Genomic DNA, 17,544 nt, shown 5'->3' with positions numbered 1-17,544 from the left:
CACACAGTCGGGCTCGGGATGGGGCGCAAGCCTGTGTTTTGACGCGCGGGTTAGTGCCATAATGCGCAGGTGCTGAAAATACCCTACGAACTATGGATCGGCGCCCGCTACGCGGGTCTGGCCGGATCAGGTCGGCGCGGCGGACGCCGCGACCGCTTCATTTCCTTCATTGCGGCCTCCTCCATGGCGGGGATTGCGCTCGGTGTCGCGGCCTTGATTGTCGTGCTCTCCGTGATGAACGGTTTTCAAAAAGAGGTGCGCGACCGCATGTTGTCGGTGCTGCCGCACATAGAGCTTTATATTCCCGGCGCCCTGCCAGAGCGGGTTCTGGATCAATGGCAGCAGTTTGGCGACGCGGCGCGCAAGAATCCCGAGGTCATCGGCGAGGCGCCCTTCGTGGCGGCCGGAGCCATGCTGGTGCGGGGTCAGTCCTTGCATGCCGTGCAGGTGCGCGGTATCGATCCCGCGCTGGAAGGGAAGGTGTCCGATCTACCCAAGCAGATGGTGACTGGCAAGCTCAGTGATCTGAAGCCAGGCGGTTTTGGCGTGGTGCTGGGCAATGAGCTGGCCGATAACATGGGCGTCAAGACAGGCGATACGCTGTTGATGCTTGCACCGCAAGGCTCGATCAGTCCGGCCGGTTTCGCGCCGCGCATGCGTCAGTTTACGGTGGTGGGCACGTTCTCTTCGGGGCATTACGAATACGACTCCTCCCTGGCTTTCATCGATGATGAAGATGCCGCCAAGGTGTTCCGCGACAGCGGCACGGCGGGTGTGCGCCTGCGCGTGGCCGATATGCAGCGCGCGCCGGAAGTGGCCGCTGAGCTGACCCGGGTGCTGCCGCCCTATGTCATGGCGAGCGATTGGTCGCGTAATAATCGCACCTGGTTCGCCGCCGTGCAGACCGAAAAACGCATGATGTTTCTTATCTTGGCGCTGATTGTCGCGGTGGCTGCGTTCAATCTGCTGTCTTCGCTGGTCATGGCGGTCAAAGACAAGCAATCCGATATCGCCATTTTGCGAACGCTGGGCGCAGGCCCGGGCGAAGTGGCGCGCATTTTCCTGGTGCAAGGGGCCCTGATCGGCGTGATCGGCACGGTGCTGGGGGTGGCGGGCGGCATGCTCATCGCCTGGAATGTGGATGTCATCGTGCCCTTTATCGAAGGCCTGTTCGGCGTGCATTTCCTGCCGCGCGAGGTGTATTTCATCAGCGCTTTACCGTCCGATCCGCAAATGGCTGATATCGTCACCATCGGCGTGACCTCGCTGGTGCTATCGCTGCTGGCCACGCTGTACCCGAGCTGGCGCGCGTCGCGCCTGCAACCTGCCCAGGTTCTGCGCCATGACTGACACTTCGCTGCAAGCGGCGCTGCGCGCCGAACACCTAAGCAAGGTCTACGACGAAGGTCCGGCGCGCATCCAGGTGCTGGATGACGTTTCGCTGACGGTGGCGCGTGGCGAGATGGTCGCCATCGTAGGCGCTTCGGGTTCGGGCAAGAGCACACTGCTGCATATCCTGGGCCTGCTGGACGTGCCGACCAGCGGCTCGCTGGTGGTGGACGGCACCGCCACCGAGGGCCTGTCGGAGGCGCGTAAAAGCGCGGTGCGTAATCGCAGCCTGGGTTTTGTTTATCAGTTTCACCATCTGTTGCCGGAATTCTCGGCCTTGGATAACGTCGCCATGCCCTTGATCGTGCGCCGCATGGACCGCGATCAGGCCCGCCTGCAGGCCCGTGAAGTGCTGGGCCTGGTGGGTCTGGCTGCACGCGAAGGGCATTATCCGGGCCAGCTTTCGGGCGGCGAGCGCCAGCGCGTGGCCCTGGCGCGCGCGCTGGTCACGCGGCCCGCTTGCGTGCTGGCCGACGAGCCTACCGGCAACCTGGACCGCCAGACGGCTCAGAACATGTTCGAGCTGCTCTCCCGCGTCAATCGCGAGTCGGGCACGGCTTTCGCCATCGTGACGCACGACCCGGAACTGGCGGCCCGCGCCGACCGGCAGCTGCATATGGCAAACGGGCGCCTGCTGCCGGGTTAATCATGCTGATCGACACCCACTGCCATCTCGACGCTGCCGAATTCGACGCTGACAGGCGGGCGTTGTGGCAGGCGGCGCGTGAGGCGGGGGTGGGCGCCATCGTGATTCCCGCCGTTGAGCGCGCCAACTTCCGCAGGGTGCGCGATCTGGCCCATGCCATGGACGGCGGCGCTTATGCGCTGGGCATCCATCCGCTTTATGTGGAACGCGCCCGCGACGAGGATCTTCAGGCTTTGCGCGAGGCGGTCGAGGCCGCCTTGCTGGACCCGCGCTTTGTCGCCATCGGTGAGATCGGGCTGGATTTTTTTGTACCCGAGATCGCCAGCGGTGCGCCGCGAGAGCGCCAGGAGCGTTTTTATGCCGCGCAACTGGACCTGGCCGCTGAATTCGGGCTGCCGGTGCTGTTGCATGTGCGCCGCTCTCAAGACATGGTGCTCAAGTATCTGCGCCGTCAACGCGGCTTGGTCGGCGGCATCGCCCATGCTTTCAACGGCAGCGCGGAACAGGCCAAGGCCTTCATCAACCAGGGTTTTGCTCTGGGTCTGGGCGGCGCCATGACCTATGCGCGAGCCTTGCAGATACGCCGTCATGCCAGCGATATCGCGCTGGATCATCTGGTGCTGGAAACCGATGCGCCCGACATTCCTCCCGCCTGGCTGCATGAACCCGAGCGCCGCAATACGCCGGGCCAATTGCCGCGCATTGCGGCCGAGCTGGCGGTGTTGCGCGGGTGCGCCCTCGAAGCCATCGCGGCTCGCACCAGCGCCACGGCGCGGCGGGTCTTACCGCGCTTGCAGGCCTGAGCGCTGACGCGGGCGGCGCTAGGGCCGGCGCCGGCAGGGCCTTGATCGCTTCGTTGAGCTTGGGCTTAAACAATATGCGCGACAGCCGCATCAAGTATCATTCCCTCCGACTCCCGTGCCACGACTTTCGTATTGACGCATGCCCCTTATTGAATTCGAGCTTGCCCAAGGCAGCCCCCATATAGAAATCAACCAATTGCTCAAGGCCAGCGGCGTCTGTGACAGCGGCGGGGCCGGTAAAGCCCTGGTTGCGCAAGGCCTGGTCCGGGTGGGCAATGAGGTGGAAACGCGCAAGACCGCCAAGATTCGCGGTGGCCAGATTGTGAGTTACGGTGATACCCGTATCGTGGTCAGAGATGCGCCGTCGCCCTGACGCAGCCCCCGAAGCCTGACTGCCGAGCCGCCATGAAACTCAAACTGTCTCAGAATTCTATTTTTGCGGTGTTGTTGCGCTCGCCCTGGTGGATGAGTGCGGGCGTGGCCGTTTTCTTGTGCGTGGCCGCGTTTGGCGCCTTACCCAAGGACTTCGCCGCCGTGGCGGTGTTCTCGGCGGTACCGTTTGCCATTATTTCGCTGCTTTCCGCCGTCCGGCAATGGAAAAAGCCGTCCGAGGCGCGCGTTCTGGCCGTGGCGCAAGCCGTGGCGGACATGTCGTGGGCGCAGTTCGCCGATACCGCCGAGGCCGGTTTCAAACGTGACGGTTGCGAGGTGGAAAGGTTGCAGACAGCGGGGGCGGATTTCTTGCTGCGCCGCGGGGATCATCAGGCGCTGGTGAGCGCCCGGCGCTGGAAGGCCGCCGCCGTGGGCGTCGAACCCCTGCGTGAATTACAGGCCCTGCGCGAGAAGCGCGGCGCGCGCGAGGCCATCTTTATTGCATTGGGCGATGTTTCCGACAAGGCCTGGCACTACGCCCGCTTGCAAGATGTGTCGCTAATGACTGCGCCCGAGCTGGCCAAATTGCTGCGCGACCAAAAGTTGCAGTAAGCGGGCATTGGCCTGGGCAGGCTGCAGCCCTGCTTTCCTATGGACCGTTTTCGTCCTTTAGGTTTCAGGCATGCGTCAAGGCCGCTCGTACTGCGTCGGGCGTGAAAGGCGCTTCATAGAAGCGCTTGCCGGTGGCGTCGAACAGGGCGTTGGCGATGGCGGCGGGGCCTGGCACGGAAGCGGATTCTCCCGCGCCCATCGGCGCCTGGTCCTGGCGCGGCATCAGCAGCACGTCGATGGGCGGCAGGTCTTTAAAGCCGATGATGGGGTAGCCGCCCCATTCGCGGCTGGTCACGCCCTGGCTGTCGAAAGTGACTTTTTCCAGCAGGCTGCGGCTCAGTGTCTGGTTGATGTTGCCGTGGATCTGGTGGCGCACGCCGTCCGGGTTGACCATCATGCCGGTGTCCTGGCCCACGACGATGCTTTGCACCCGGATGCGCCCGCTGACAGGGTCGACGCTCAGGTCGATAACCCAGGCGGCCCATGCCGCGCCAAAGCCGGGAAACTTGCTGTGCACGTAACGCGCATAGGCGACGCCACGCCCGAGCAGCAGGCCGTCGGCGCTCGGGCGGCCACGGCTGCCCTGCGTGCCAGCGCGCCATTGCGCTCGTTCTGCGGTGGCTTCGATGAGGTCGATGGCGCGGCTATCGTCCAGGTGGCGTATGCGGTAGGCCACTGGGTCGGCGCCCGCCGCGTGAGCCAGCTCATCGATCATGCAATCATGGGCAAAGGAGTTGGGCAGGGCCGATACGCCGCGCAGCCAAGAGGCGCGCACCAGCGGCGCGAGGTCGTGGCAGACGATGCGGCGGTTCTGGTAGCGATAAGGCGGGACGGACGTGCGGTCGCCCATTTCGAGGGTGCGCGGTTCGGCGGGAATGGCTCCAGTCAGGAGCAGGGCCAGCAGCGGGGCGTCATTCGAGGGATAGCGCACCGCGAAGTCGTAGGCGAGCAGCTCGCCCTCGGCGCTGATGGCGGCGCCCACGTCCATCAATTGCCCCGTGCCCTTGGGTTCCCATTGGTGTTCCTGCTCGCGGGTGAGCTGGACGCGCACCGGTGCGCCGACGGCGATCGAGAGCAGGGCGGCATCGGCGCAGACATCGTCGGCGCAGTTGCGGCCATAACAGCCCGCGGCCTCCAGCCGCACCAGTTCGATGCGGTCTTCGCCCAGCTTCAGCAGGCGATCCAGATCCGTGCGCAGCATGTGCGGATTCTGTGAGCCGGTCCAGACGGTGAGCCGCCCGTCGCGGAAATCCGCCACGGCGCATGAGGGGCCGATGGAGGCATGCATTTGATAGGGCCAGACATAGCTGCGGCGCAGATGCGTCGCGGCCTGGGCGCAGACGGCCGGGACATCGCCTTCTTCAAGCAGGGTCCGGGGGCGGGCCGGCTGGGCGCGCAGGGCCTGGGCCAGATTGTCCAGGCGCGGGGCGGGCGGGATGGGTTTCCAGCGTATCTTCAGGGCGCGCATCGCGGCGATGGCCTGCTCCTCCCTGTCGGCCACGACACCGATGAAATCGCCCTGCGCCACGACCTGCACATTGCCCGGCAGATGGGCTACCGATGCGCGATCTAATTCGGCCAGGCTTTGGCCAATGAACGACCCGCCGTCTCGCCCTGGGTGGGGCGGGCGGATGACCCGCCCGTGGCGCATGCCGGGTATCCGCACATCGTGCACGAAACTGAGTTCGCCGGTCGCTTTGGCAGGAATATCCACGCGGGCGATGTTCTGGCCCACGATGCGGTATTCGGCGGCGGGCTTCAGGCCTACCTCCTGGTCGGGCGGCGCCAGAGTCAGGCGGGTGTGCCGGCCTTGCAGCAACTGCCCGTAGCCGAGGGTCCGCCTATCCTGGCTGTCGGCCGGGCGAATGACGCCGTCACACACCCGTAGGGCTTCGCGCGGCAGATTCCATTGCGCGGCGGCCAGCGCCATCAGGTGCTCGCGCGCCTGCGCGGCGGCGCGGCGCAGGGGAATGGCTGAGATCTGGATGCTGGCGCTGGCAATGGTGGGCCCCTGATTGGGCGCGGCATTGGTATGGCCGAGCACCATTTCGAGGCGGGACAGCGGCACGTCGAGTTCTTCAGCCACGATCTGCGCGAGCGCGGTGCGGATGCCCGTGCCCAGATCCACATGGCCATTGAAGGCCAGTACGCGCCAGTGGGTATCCGGGTCCTGAATCAGCGCCACGAAGAGTTCCGGGCTTGCCTGAACATAATCGGTGGACACGCCCGGCTGTCCGGGCGCCGGGCGTGGGGGGGCGGTCGGCTGGCGCACGACGAGCAGGGCGCTAGGGTGGGCGAGCAGCACGCCCGCCAGCGCGAGAGGCTGAGGCAGAGTCATGGGGCGATGGGTGTTCGGGGCTGACCTGAAATTATGCCGCGCTCAGGGGGCGGGGGACAGCGGGCTATCCGTGATGGCCTTGGTGTCGGCCAGCGCCTGCGCCAAGGGCATGACGGCGGCGTACTTCTGCGCCATATCGAAGAGGTTGGCATCGTGCGGGCCGATAGCTCGGTCGCCGCAGCAGTCCGAGACAACCAGCGGCCGAAAGCCCGCCTGCATGGCGTCGACCACGCTGGCTCGCACGCAGCCGCTGGTCACGCATCCTGCCACCAGCAGCGTTTGCACGCCCCGTTGCGCCAGCCAGGGGGCCAGCATGGTGCCGAAGAAGGCGGAGGGGGTGCTTTTGCGCACGACATATTCGCCCGTGGCCGGGCTCAGCTCGGGCACGATGGCGCTGTTGTAGCTGTGCTCTTTGAGCGCCAGCATGGCGGGCACTTTGATGCAGAAGATATTGCTATCGGCGTCGTCATCCGAGAACACGATGCGGCTGTGCGCCACGGGCCAGCCGCGCTCGCGGGCGTGCGCCAGCAGATGACGGGTTTGTGCGATGGCGGGGGCAATGTTGCCGCCGCCTAGCACGGCAGGGTCTGCGAAGCCATTGACAAAGTCGATGATGAGTAGCCCGAAAGGGGCTTTGAGCGGCAGCGGCGTGCCGAAACCCTGCCGTGCGTAGGCGGATACATCGCCGGCCGTGCCGGGGGTGGGAAGGATTTGGGTGGAGGCGTTCATTTGCGGTCCTTGCGGCGGGCGGCATAAGCCAGCCCGGGTTCGTCTTGCACAATGCCGTCGATGACCATGGCCTGGTCATCCAGGGTGACGCTGCATCGGCGCATGGGAATATCGATATGGCAGGCCGTGGTGCGGGCGCCGCCCGCTTCATTGTTGGGGCCCATGGACCACAGGAAATTGCCCTCGAAGGCGCGCGCGTCCATGCCGATATGGGCTTCTTTGTCGTAGTGCGCCAGCATCGACCACTGCGCGCGCGGCTGCAGGCCCCAGCCGACATGCGATACCGCATAGGCTTCCGGGTCTTCGTAGGCGGCCATGTAGTCCTTCAGAATGTCGGCCTGCAAACCGCCATTGATGCGGGTCACATAACCTTGTTCGATGATGAGCTCGATCGGGTCGCTGACATACTCTTTCAGGGGGAGCAGGATGTCGCCGCGGTCGAGAATGACGCGGCCCTGGCTTTGCCCTTCATTGGGCCAGGTCAGCACGAAACCGCTGGGCCAATGGTCCCAGCGGCCCGGTTCATCCACGAAGCCATATTCGGAGATGGCCGGAAATTCGCCCAACTGGCAGCGCAGGTCTGTGCCTGCCGCCGAGGTGATGTGCATCTGGCGCGCCGCCGCGATATGGCGGGCGGCGGCTTGCACGCGGCTGCGATCCGCTTCGGTGGGCACCAGGCGGCACAGCACTTCCGGCGGTTCGATGGCCAGCAGAATCTTGGTGCCGGTTTGAAGAATCTCGTGCTGTTCGGGCGAGAACAGCAGCGTCATCAGGTCTAGCACCAGATCGCTGGCTTTGAGGGCCGCAATCGCGGCCGGGTTGCCGGTCAGCGGCGTGGTGCCTAGATAGGCCAGCGCATCACGGCTGATCGACTTTTCGGCGTTGACCGGCGGCAGGTCCAGGCGGTTGGTGCGAGCGCCCATGTCGGTGGCGGCGGCGATGGCGCAGCGCAGGGTTTGCGGGTGCGTGTCGGCGCCGGTCAACACGGTGACGGTCTGGCCGGCTTCGAGACGCGAGAGCGTGAGTACCTGCTTCCAGGCCTTTATCAGATCGATATCGCTAACGGACATGGGGTTTCCTCATGGAGTCGGTAGAAGGGCGGGCCTCAGTCCAGCGTATGGCCGAGGAAGTCGCCAAAGGCGGCGTAAAAGCCGGCTTCGTTATCCCAGGGGATCATGTGACCGGCGTTGCTTACCCGCACATGCTGGGTTTGCGGGGCTAGTCTTTGCCATTCGGCCACATCCTCCTCGCGCACGACATCGCCGCGTTCGGCAGTCATCAGCAGCAAGGGCAGGCGCAGGTCGGGCAGATTGGCGTGAATGTCGTCGCGCCCGAAGTCTTCGAAACTCTGCACGATGGCGGGCTCATAGCAGGTGTGCAACCATTGAGCGCGCAGTTGACGCTGCTCTTCTGTCCAGGTGGGGCAGAAGGCCCGCATGTCCTCGGCATTCATGCCATGGGTGGCCTGGCGGATCGAGTCCACATACCAGGGCAGCTTGGCGGGATAGGCGCGGCGGCCCGGTCCGGATACGGGCGGGTCGATGACGACCAGGCGCTCCAGCCCTTGCGGCTGGGCGCTGGCCGCACGCACGGCGATGCGCCCGCCCATTGAATGGCCGGCCAGTGCGTAGCGCCTGAGCCCCAGGGCCTGCGCGAAGGCGATGACATCGGCGGCCTGGGCATCCAGGCCATAGTCCAGGTCGGGGCCGCTGGCCGACAGGCCGCGCCCGCGCACATCCAGCACATAGGTGTCGAAATGGCGGCCCAGACGTTCGCCTACAAAACCCCAGGTGACGGCCGGGCTGGTGATGCCAGGTATGACGATGACGGCCGGCCGCTCGCTGCGCATGGCGCCGCCGTAACGCAGATAGTGTTGGCGGATGCCATTGGCGTGGACATGGCCGCCGTAAAGAAAGTGGCTGCTCATCATGCGCTCCGGGAGTAAGGGTAGGCACCGGACAGCAGGGCTCCCGCACCGGGTACGACGGGGTCCAGGCCGAGCGACTTGAGAATGGCGTAAGTGGTGGCGATGGAGGCGGTGAGCACCGGCTTACCGGTTTCGGCTTCGACCTGGGCCACGGCCGCCAGCGAGGGCATTTGCACGCAGGCCGACAGCACGATGACGTCGGCGTCGGCCACGTTCATGCCGGCGACGATGCCGGGCAGTTTGGCGGGATCGTGGCGGCCCACTTCGAGATTGTCGGGGATTTGCAATGCGCGCCAATCGACGATCTCAAAGCCTTCGGCGCTGATGTAGTCCATGACCAGCTCGGTCAGCGGGATCATGTAGGGCGCGACCAGGGCGATTTTCTTGGCGCCCATGATGTGCAAGGCATCGACCAGGGCGCCGGCGCTGGTGATGACAGGTGCGGTGGCGCCGTTCTCGGCAGTGCGCTGGGTCAGGCGCTCTTGCGATTTGCGATGGTAGCCGCGGCCCATCGCCATGATGGCGACTAGGCAGGCGTAACCCAGCACATCGACCTGTGCATCGCTGAGTTCCTGCGCGCAACGATCGCTTTCGGCGTCCATCGCCGCTAGTTCTTCCTTCTGCACTTTCTTCATGCGCATGCGGCTGGAATGGAAAGTGAATTGATCGTCGGGCCGCAACACCGAGTGCGCGCGCAGCATGGCGGGCACCTCGGTTTCCATGGTTGTGTTGGAGCTGGGAACGATCTGGCCGATACGGAAATGCTTGGTCATTGGCTTGCCTCGAGCAGTGAAGCTAGGGTTTTCGATAAATTCTCAAAATGAGCGTCTACGCTCTATTCTTACAAACAGCGAGGCAGATAGCCAGTCCGTTTTTTCTAGTGGTTTTCACCTAATGGACTGAAAATCTTGCGCTATTTTCAATATTTTCGTTTTGTTTGAGGTCGAATTGAAAGCTGCGATGCCAAAAAAATAAAGTGTGTACTTTGTAATTTTGGTGTGTCTGGCCTCTGGGCCGCCAGTTCGATATCCGGTCTCTCGCGCATCCCCCTCATTTCTATCCAGCAAGGAGAAGCTCCGTGTCCAAATCCCCTCGTATCGCCATTGTTGGCGCCGGTCTTGGCGGCGCCGCAACTGCGGCGCTGTTGCTCAAAGAGGGTCTGAATGTCCGTGTCTATGAGCAGGCGCAGACCTTCTCGCGGCTTGGGGCGGGCATTCATGTGGGCCCCAATGTCATGAAGGTGCTGCGGCGCATTGGCATCGAAGACGCCCTGAACGCGCAGGGCTCGCACCCCGACTACTGGTATAGCCGTCATTGGCAGACGGGCGACATCCTGGCGCAGATCCCCTTGGGCGACTATGCCGTCAAGAACTACGGCGCCTCCTATCTCACCGTGCACCGGGGCGATTTCCACGCCTTGTTGATCGATGCCTTACCCAAAGAGACGATCGCTTACGGCAAATCGCTGGTTGACGTGGAGGATAGGGGGGATGTCGTGGTGATGCATTTCGCCGACGGCACCTCCGAGGAGGCCGACATCGTGATCGGCGCCGATGGGGTGAACTCGCGCATTCGTGAAGCCCTGCTCGGGCCCGAGCTGCCCAAGTACGCCGGCTATCTGGCGCACCGCGCCGTGTTCCCCACGCCGCAAATCAAAAGCGGCATGCTGCCCTTTGACTCCTGCGTCAAATGGTGGAGCGATGACCGCCACATGATGGTCTATTTCGTGACGGGCAAGGCCGACGAAATCTATTACGTGACCGGCGTGCCCGTTGAGCACTGGGATCTGAACGACCGCTGGCTGCCCAGCAGCAAAGAGGAAATGCGCGAGACCTTCAGCGGCTGGCATCCCACGGTACAGGCCCTGATCGACGGCACGGTTGAAGTCACCAAGTGGTCTTTGCTGGAACGTGATCCCCTGCCGCTGTGGAGCCGCGGACGCATGGTGTTGCTGGGTGACGCCTGCCATCCCATGAAACCCCATATGGCCCAGGGCGCGGCAATGGCCATCGAGGACGGCGCCATGCTGGCGCGTTGCTTCAAAGAAGTCGGCCTGGACCGGCATGAGTTGGCTTTCGCCCTCTACGAGGCCAACCGGGCCGAGCGCGCCAGCAAGGTGCAGCGCATCTCGCATGACAACACCTGGCTGCGCACCAATGAAGATCCTTCCTGGTGCTTCGGCTATGACGTGTTCAACGAACCGCTGGTGGACCCTAAAGTCGGAGCAGTGGCCTGATGGCTGTCTGCCAGCCGGGTTTTTATGGGCTTGCTCACAAGTCTGGCTGGCGGCACCCTTGCAACCTTTCCACTGCAACTGCGTCTTATGGCATCTTCCCTTTCTACCGCTAGCGCCATCCGGCTGATGGTCAATGGATGCACGCATGACGTACCGGCTTCGGCCGATACGGCCTTGCTGCATGTGCTGCGCAACGATCTGGAGCTCAATGGCCCCAAGTATGGCTGCGGCCTGGGAGAGTGCGGCGCCTGCACCGTGCTGATCGATGGCGTGGCGGCGCGCTCCTGTGTGATTCCGGTCAAAGCCGCGCAGGGCAGGGCGGTAACCACGCTGGAAGGTCTGGGCAGGCGGCAGGCGCCCGGGCCTACACAGCAGGCCTTTATCGAGTGTCAGGCCGCGCAATGCGGTTATTGCCTGAATGGCATGATCATGACGGTCGAAGCGCTGTTGCGCCGCAATCCTCGTCCCACCGAACACATGCTGCGTAACGAGCTACATCACAATCTTTGCCGTTGCGGCACCCATGTCGAGATCATGCAGGCTGCGCTGCGAGCGGTGCAGTTGCGCGCCGAGACAGGGGCGCAATCTGCGGACGAGGCAAGGCGATGAGCGGTTTGCCGGCGCTTGCGCCTTCCGATCTGCTGCATGGTCTCGCATTGCGCCCGCCCGTCGTGGCATGGGACGGCGTGCGCTATCAAGGCAGTCTGTTGTCCACCCTGCGTCTGGACGAAGTCCGCAGCCAGGCCGGTGTGGTGGCGGTGGTACGGCATGCGAACTTCGCGGGCGTGGTTGCCGTCACGCCTTTGTATGCCCGGCAGGCCGCCGGGGACCTGGCGGCGGTTTGGCAGGCGCCGCGCGATGGGGGCGCACAAGCCGACGTGCAGGCCGATGCCGCGGCTTACCATTTGCGCCTGCCCCTGACACAGACGGGGGCGCGAGTCATCGTCTGGAGTCTGAACGGCCATACCAGTGTGTGGCTGCCGGCCTGCGCGCCCGATGTGCAGGCGGCTGTGCGCTGCGAGCTGGCTGTGTTGTTGCAGCAGGCCGATACGGCGATTGGCGTGGCGCTGATCAATGACGGCGCGCCCGCCAAGGGTCAGCTACTGGATTTGATGGATGCCGCCGCCGAGGCGGCGCTGCTGTCGCAATCGACCGGCCGGCCCGTCTGCGTGCCTTGCCAGGCTCAGGCAGCCGCCGAACTCGTGCTGCGGCCTGCGCAGGCCGGTGCAGCCGAGGTCTTGCCCGGCAAGGTGATGCCCGCCGCGCCAGCGGCCAGCGTGTTGCATGCGCAAGGGCCCTGGGCGATGCGTCCGAGTCTGGCGCGGCTATTGAGCCAGCCTGCTCAGGCCTGCGCTTCGGCGCAAGCCACCGTATGCGGCGATATTCCCTTAGTGGCGCGCAAACAGACGGTCATCGCACCGCGCGCCAGTATTCAAGACCTGAATGCCGCGCAAGTGTTCGCTCAGGAAAGCCTGTGGCATGAGCAGGCGCTGGCCCAGGGCGAGGACCCCGTGGCCTGGCGGCTGCAACACCTGCCTGAAGGGCGGGCTAAGGATCTTGCCCGGCAAGTGATCGAAAGGGCCGGACAACAAGCGGATGACGCCGCGCCGGGCCTGCTGCGAGGCAGAGGCTTCGCGACCGCGCAGGTGGAGTCCGTGGATGAGGCCGGGATCGCCCGCACCACCTGGAGTGCCTGGGTTGCCGAGGTGACGGTGCAGGCCCAAACGGGCCAGGTGGAGGTGACGCGCGTCGTCGCGGGCCACGATAGCCAGCATTTGCACGCCGCCGCCCAGGCCGAGATCGAACACCAGAACCCAAGGCTCTTGGCCAATGCACGCCAATTGCTGGCCGGGCCGCCTGCTTTTGATGACTGGGGTGTCGCCGCCGAGACTAGCCCCGCGCAGGGCAGCGCCGCAGAACTGGCCACGCGCGATCCGGCGCTTGAGCTCAAGCATGGTGCGCTGGCGATGGACGGCGTGGTCACGCTGCCCGCGGCGGCGGCCATCGCCAATGCCATCCATGACGCCACGGGGGTGCGCCTGCGTGCGGCGCCTTTTGATACCGAGCCACTGCGTCTGGCGCTGGCCGGCCGCGAGCGCGGCCCGCGCCGCTGGAAATGGCTGTTTGCCGGCATGGCCGGGTTGGCCGGCATGGCGGCGGCAGTCTGGCCCGTGAAACCGGCGCTGCCGTTGACGGAAGGGCCGGATGTCTCCTTGTATTCGGCTGCGGCGATCGAGCGCGGCCGTCTGGTGGCGGCGGCGGGAGACTGTGTGGTTTGCCACACTGCGCCCGGCGGCAAGGACAATGCTGGCGGACTGGCGTTGGAAACGCCTTTTGGGCGGGTCTATAGCACCAACATCACCCCTGATAAGGATACGGGTATCGGCCGCTGGTCGTATGCGGCCTTCGAGCGCGCCATGCGCCAAGGGGTGCATCAAGATGGGCGGCAACTGTATCCGGCTTTTCCTTATACGGCCTTCGCTAAACTGAGCGACGGCGATATGCAGGCGCTATATGGCTATCTGATGTCGCAGCCTGCTGAGCGGGCCGAGCCGCCCAAGACGGCGCTGGCCTTTCCTTTCAATATGCGTCCCCTGCTGGCGGGCTGGAATGCTTTGTTCCATGACCCAAAGCCGTTCACGCCCGACCCCTCGCGCAGCGCGCAATGGTTGCGCGGCGCCTATCTGGTCGAAGGGGCGGGTCATTGTGCGGCCTGTCATTCGCCGCGCAACCGTTTTGGCGCGGAAAAAACTGGCCTGCATTATCTAGCGGGGGGCGAGGCCGAAGGCTGGACCGCGCCCGCGCTGAATCAGTTGGAGGCAGGCGGCTGGAGCCGCGAGTCGCTGTTCCACTATCTGCGCTCCGGCTATTCGCCAAGCAGCGGTGTGGCCGCCGGGCCGATGGCCCCGGTGATACATGGCCTGTCAGCGCTGCCCGACAGCGATCTGCTGGCCATTTCGACTTATCTGCTGGACTTGCCGGGCGCGGCGCCCAAGCCCCAGATTCAAGCGCAAGCCGCCACGCCCGTCGCGCTGCCGCTGACCGTGCAATCTTTGCAGGCACGCAACGAGCGCGGGGAGCGTATTTATCAGAATGCCTGCGCGGCCTGCCATGAATCCGACAGCGGCCCGACGCTCTTCGGCGTCAAGCCTCGCCTGAGCCTGAATACCAATGTGCATGCCGCTACGCCCGACAACCTGATTCAAATCATTCTTCATGGCATCCAGACGCCCGCCGATGAGGCGCTGGGCTATATGCCGGGATTTAAAGACAGTCTTAACGATGGGCAGATCGCGGATCTGATGAGTTATTTACGGGAACGTCACGCGCCGGGGGAGCCTCCCTGGCCGGACCCCGGCAACACAATTAGCAGGCTGCGCGCTCCGGCGCATACCAACTAAAAGACGCGCACATAACGCGCACAGTAGTCAGTGTGGATCACAACAAGGGGTTTTTCATTCATGTCAGCTTCATTGGTTTCAGTGGACAAAGCCATTCAGGTGGCGGGCGTCGGCAAGTTTCAGTACCGGCTATTCGTGATTTTCGGCCTGGTCTGGATGGCGGATGCTATGCAGGTGCTGTCGATCGGCTTTAGCGCGCCATCGATCGCCAAAACCTTCGGCATCACCGTGCCGCAGGCCCTACAGACGGGCACGCTGTTCTTTGTGGGCATGTTGATCGGCGCTTTCGCCTTTGGGCGGATGGCGGATCGCATCGGACGACGGCCGGTGCTGATGATGGCCGTCGTCATCGACGCCTGCGCTGGCGTGGCTTCGGCTTTCGCGCCCGAATTCGCCTGGCTGCTGTTTCTGCGTTTCCTGACGGGTATCGGCGTGGGCGGCACCTTGCCGGTGGACTACACCATGATGGCCGAGTTCCTGCCGAGTGCGCGCCGTGGCCGCTGGCTGGTGCTGCTGGAATCGTTCTGGGCCGTTGGCACGATTCTCCTGGCCTTGCTGGCCCTGGCTGCGGTCTCGTGGGGTAATGATGCCTGGCGTGTCATCTTCTTCGTGACCGGCTTGCCCGCGCTGGTCGGTGTGGTGCTGCGCTTTTACATCCCCGAATCGCCGATGTATTTGAACCGCAATGGCAAATCGGATCAGGCGCGTAAAGTCCTCGAACGCGTGGCTCGGGTCAATCGCCGCGACGTGGTCGTGCCCGAGCTGCAACCCGAAACGCCCGTGCATAAATCCCTGTTTGCGCTGTTCTCTTCCAGCTTCCGGCGTCGCAGCATCGGGCTGTTTCTCGCCTGGGCGCTGATCTCCATTGCCTACTACGGCGTGTTTGTCTACCTGCCCGTCAAGCTCAGTTCCGAAGGCTTTGCCTTTATGCGCGGCCAGGAGTTCCTGGTGGTGCTGGCCTTGGTGCAATTGCCGGGTTTCGCTTTGTCGGCCTATGGCGTCGAGCGCTGGGGCCGCAAGCCCACGCTGGTCGGTTTCCTGCTGTTGAGCGCGGTGGGCTGCCTGTTGTATAGCCTGGGTACCTCGCCCGTCGTGGTGGTGGGTTCGACCCTGTTGATGAGCTTTTCGCTCTTGGGCACCTGGGGCGCGCTGTATGCCTTCACGCCAGAGGTCTACCCGACCGATCTGCGCGCCAGCGGCATGGGCATGGCAGGGGCCGTGGCGCGCTTTGGCGGCCTTTTCGCACCCGCCATCATCGCGCCCATCATGAGCACCCACTTCACTTTCTCGCTGGTGGTGCTGTCCGCCATGCTCGTGGCTGGCGCCGCGTGCATCTGGTCGGTGGATGTGGAATCAAAAGACCGCGCACTCGATTGAGTTGATCGCTAGTCTTTCATGAGGGCGACGAACCGGCATCAAGCCGGTTCGTCGCTTTGCAGCATTTTGGTCAGCAGAAAATCCAGCGCCAGACGTTCCGCGGGGTTCAGATTTCCGTAGGTGCTTTCGGTGATCTGCTCGGCGAAGGGCTCCATCTCCTGGACCAGCGCCTGGCCCACCGTTGTGAGATTGATCACCACTTTGCGGCGGTCGACGGGGTCGTGGTCCACCTGCACCAGGCCGCGTTGCTTCAAGCGGTCTACCACGCCGCGCACCGTCGCTTGGTCGATGACGGTGGTTTTGACCAGATCCGCCAGTGAGCTCGCGCCGTTGTCCCGCACGGAACACAGCACGACGAATTGCGCGGCCGTGAGTTGAGAGTCCGGGATGTATTGCTGAAAAAGCGCCGTATGCCGCTGATAGACGCGCCGTAGCAAATGACCGATTTGATGGGAGAACAAATAGCCATCTGCGTCGGACCGACGCTTGTCTTTTTTATTGCGCATAAGCCTGTCCCATACTCCGCTTTTTCTTAGCGCGCCGCTTGCGCGCATTGTTTGTGAGTTGCGCCTGCCAGTAGTTTTCACGCATACCGGGGGTGGTGCTATTTTACTGTGAGGTCGCGCCGGCATGGCGTTTTTGACGACTGCGCCGCGCAAGCAGCTAGGCCTCTTGAGGTCGGAGCGCCGGGTGATGGCTTTCCCCGGATGAGGACGGCGATGCGCTCTTCTGTGTCACCGACCAGGCCGGGCGGCAAGCGGTATTGACCCGAGACTCAGGCAGGCACACCGGGAGCCGCTTCGCCCCGAAACACCGGCAGGTGGTTGGCGATCTGGCGCAGGATTTCCAGGGCGGCGTCTGATAGGGGGCGCCCGGTTCGCACCAGCATTTGGCATTGCGTGCCGGTCAGCGCCGGATGCTCGACCGCCCGCCCGACGAGGCTGCCTTCGGCCAGCTCGCGGTGGGCGCCCAGCGCGGGCATCAAGGTCACGCCAGCGCCGCTTTCCACATATTGTTTGAGCACCCGCAGCGAATTGGTCGTCAGGCTGGGGGTGAGGTGGATGCGTTCGGTCAGCTCGACGACATCGATGATGCGGCGCAGCCCATAGGGGGCTGACATCAAGGCGTAGGGATAGGCCAGCATCGCTTGCAGGGTGATCGGCCCGCCTTGCCGTGCTAACGCATGGTTAGGGGCGGCCAGCAATTGCACGGGATGCACGGCCGCCAGGCGGCAGCGCACGCGCGGATCGACGGGCGGGTTAAAGGCCAGCCCCAGATGCGCGGCATCGCTGGCGACGAGTTCGACCACTTCGTTGACCGAGGCGGTTTCCACATCGAGTTGGATGAGCGGGTGACGGCGGCAGAAGGGGCCGATCACCTGTTCCATCAGGGTGTCGATGAAGCCTTCGCTGATCACGATTTTCACGTGGCCGCTACGCATGCCGCGCAGGGCTTCCAGCCTGGCGGCCAGATGTTCGTGTTGGGCCTGGCAGCCCTGGTGATAGTCCAGCACCATGCTGGCCGCTTCAGTCGGGGCCAGGCCTCGGCCGCGCCGCTCGAACAGGGTGACGTCCAGCTCTTGTTCCAACAGGCGGATTTGCCTGCTGATGACCGAGGCGGCAGTATCCAGCTTGTCGGCGGCAGCGCGCACCGAGCCGCAACGCACCACCTCGTAGAAATAGCGCAAACGCGCTTGATTGATATCTTGCACAAC

Annotated in this window: 16 protein-coding genes; 9 read left to right on the top strand and 7 right to left on the bottom strand. The window is 64.2% G+C overall.

Annotated features, from left to right (window positions below; genetic code table 11):
• The first annotated feature begins 72 nt into the window (after positions 1-72).
• The 5 genes from U0029_RS10435 (at position 73) to U0029_RS10415 (ending at position 3,822) form a co-directional block, all read left to right on the top strand.
• A complete protein-coding gene (locus U0029_RS10435) occupies positions 73-1,350 on the top strand; it encodes a lipoprotein-releasing ABC transporter permease subunit (RefSeq protein WP_370510841.1) in 1,278 nt (425 codons plus the stop codon).
• Entirely contained in the window at positions 1,343-2,035 is a 693-nt protein-coding gene (locus U0029_RS10430) for an ABC transporter ATP-binding protein (RefSeq protein ID WP_012417200.1), read from the top strand. The genes U0029_RS10435 and U0029_RS10430 overlap by 8 nt, the downstream gene beginning before the upstream one ends.
• 2 nt (positions 2,036-2,037) lie before the next feature.
• Positions 2,038-2,838, top strand: a complete 801-nt coding sequence (locus U0029_RS10425) for a TatD family hydrolase (RefSeq protein ID WP_012417201.1) — start codon at positions 2,038-2,040, stop codon at positions 2,836-2,838.
• A 139-nt stretch (positions 2,839-2,977) separates the two neighbouring features.
• Positions 2,978-3,211 (top strand): RNA-binding S4 domain-containing protein, encoded by a 234-nt coding sequence (locus tag U0029_RS10420; protein WP_012417202.1) that lies wholly within the window; start codon positions 2,978-2,980, stop codon positions 3,209-3,211.
• 32 nt (positions 3,212-3,243) lie between these two features.
• Entirely contained in the window at positions 3,244-3,822 is a 579-nt protein-coding gene (locus U0029_RS10415; protein WP_012417203.1) for a restriction endonuclease, read from the top strand.
• A 64-nt stretch (positions 3,823-3,886) separates the two neighbouring features.
• On the opposite strand, the gene U0029_RS10410 is transcribed toward U0029_RS10415, so the two are convergent.
• The 5 genes from U0029_RS10410 to U0029_RS10390 are packed head-to-tail and all read right to left on the bottom strand — an operon-like array spanning position 3,887 to position 9,589.
• A complete protein-coding gene (locus U0029_RS10410) occupies positions 3,887-6,160 on the bottom strand; it encodes a xanthine dehydrogenase family protein molybdopterin-binding subunit (RefSeq protein WP_115600715.1) in 2,274 nt (757 codons plus the stop codon).
• A 42-nt stretch (positions 6,161-6,202) separates the two neighbouring features.
• On the bottom strand, positions 6,203-6,889 hold the full coding sequence (locus U0029_RS10405) for an isochorismatase family protein (RefSeq protein ID WP_114852620.1): 687 nt from the start codon (positions 6,887-6,889) through the stop codon (positions 6,203-6,205).
• A complete protein-coding gene (locus tag U0029_RS10400; RefSeq protein WP_012417206.1) occupies positions 6,886-7,959 on the bottom strand; it encodes a hypothetical protein in 1,074 nt (357 codons plus the stop codon). The genes U0029_RS10405 and U0029_RS10400 overlap by 4 nt, the downstream gene beginning before the upstream one ends.
• A 35-nt stretch (positions 7,960-7,994) precedes the next feature.
• Positions 7,995-8,816 carry an alpha/beta fold hydrolase gene (locus U0029_RS10395; protein WP_012417207.1) on the bottom strand — a complete coding sequence of 274 codons (822 nt, stop codon included), beginning with the start codon at positions 8,814-8,816 and terminating at the stop codon, positions 7,995-7,997.
• Positions 8,816-9,589: a maleate cis-trans isomerase family protein gene (locus U0029_RS10390; protein WP_012417208.1), complete on the bottom strand. Its 774-nt coding sequence runs from the start codon at positions 9,587-9,589 to the stop codon at positions 8,816-8,818. Before U0029_RS10390 ends, U0029_RS10395 begins: the two co-directional genes overlap by 1 nt.
• 305 nt (positions 9,590-9,894) lie before the next feature.
• Here U0029_RS10390 and U0029_RS10385 point away from each other — a divergent pair, with 305 nt between their 5' ends.
• The 4 genes from U0029_RS10385 to U0029_RS10370 all read left to right on the top strand — a co-directional run bounded on the left by U0029_RS10385 (position 9,895) and on the right by U0029_RS10370 (position 15,830).
• Positions 9,895-11,052 carry an FAD-dependent monooxygenase gene (locus U0029_RS10385; RefSeq protein ID WP_039052052.1) on the top strand — a complete coding sequence of 386 codons (1,158 nt, stop codon included), beginning with the start codon at positions 9,895-9,897 and terminating at the stop codon, positions 11,050-11,052.
• 87 nt (positions 11,053-11,139) lie between these two features.
• Entirely contained in the window at positions 11,140-11,661 is a 522-nt protein-coding gene (locus U0029_RS10380; RefSeq protein ID WP_012417210.1) for a (2Fe-2S)-binding protein, read from the top strand.
• Complete coding sequence (locus tag U0029_RS10375) at positions 11,658-14,453, top strand: cytochrome c (RefSeq protein WP_114852619.1); 2,796 nt, start codon at positions 11,658-11,660, stop codon at positions 14,451-14,453. Before U0029_RS10380 ends, U0029_RS10375 begins: the two co-directional genes overlap by 4 nt.
• A 60-nt stretch (positions 14,454-14,513) precedes the next feature.
• Positions 14,514-15,830 (top strand): MFS transporter, encoded by a 1,317-nt coding sequence (locus U0029_RS10370; RefSeq protein ID WP_012417212.1) that lies wholly within the window; start codon positions 14,514-14,516, stop codon positions 15,828-15,830.
• 38 nt (positions 15,831-15,868) lie between these two features.
• Here U0029_RS10370 and U0029_RS10365 read toward each other — a convergent pair whose 3' ends face one another.
• Positions 15,869-16,336: a MarR family winged helix-turn-helix transcriptional regulator gene (locus tag U0029_RS10365; protein WP_012417213.1), complete on the bottom strand. Its 468-nt coding sequence runs from the start codon at positions 16,334-16,336 to the stop codon at positions 15,869-15,871.
• A gap of 269 nt (positions 16,337-16,605) precedes the next feature.
• Entirely contained in the window at positions 16,606-17,541 is a 936-nt protein-coding gene (locus U0029_RS10360) for a LysR family transcriptional regulator (protein WP_039052060.1), read from the bottom strand.
• Positions 17,542-17,544: the final 3 nt, after the last annotated feature.

Origin of the sequence: Bordetella avium (genome assembly GCF_034424645.1) — a bacterium.
In the GTDB taxonomy this organism is placed as follows: Bacteria; Pseudomonadota; Gammaproteobacteria; order Burkholderiales; family Burkholderiaceae_B; genus Bordetella; species Bordetella avium.
Note: the sequence above shows the minus strand (reverse complement) of the source record. Positions and strands in the feature narration are given on the sequence as shown.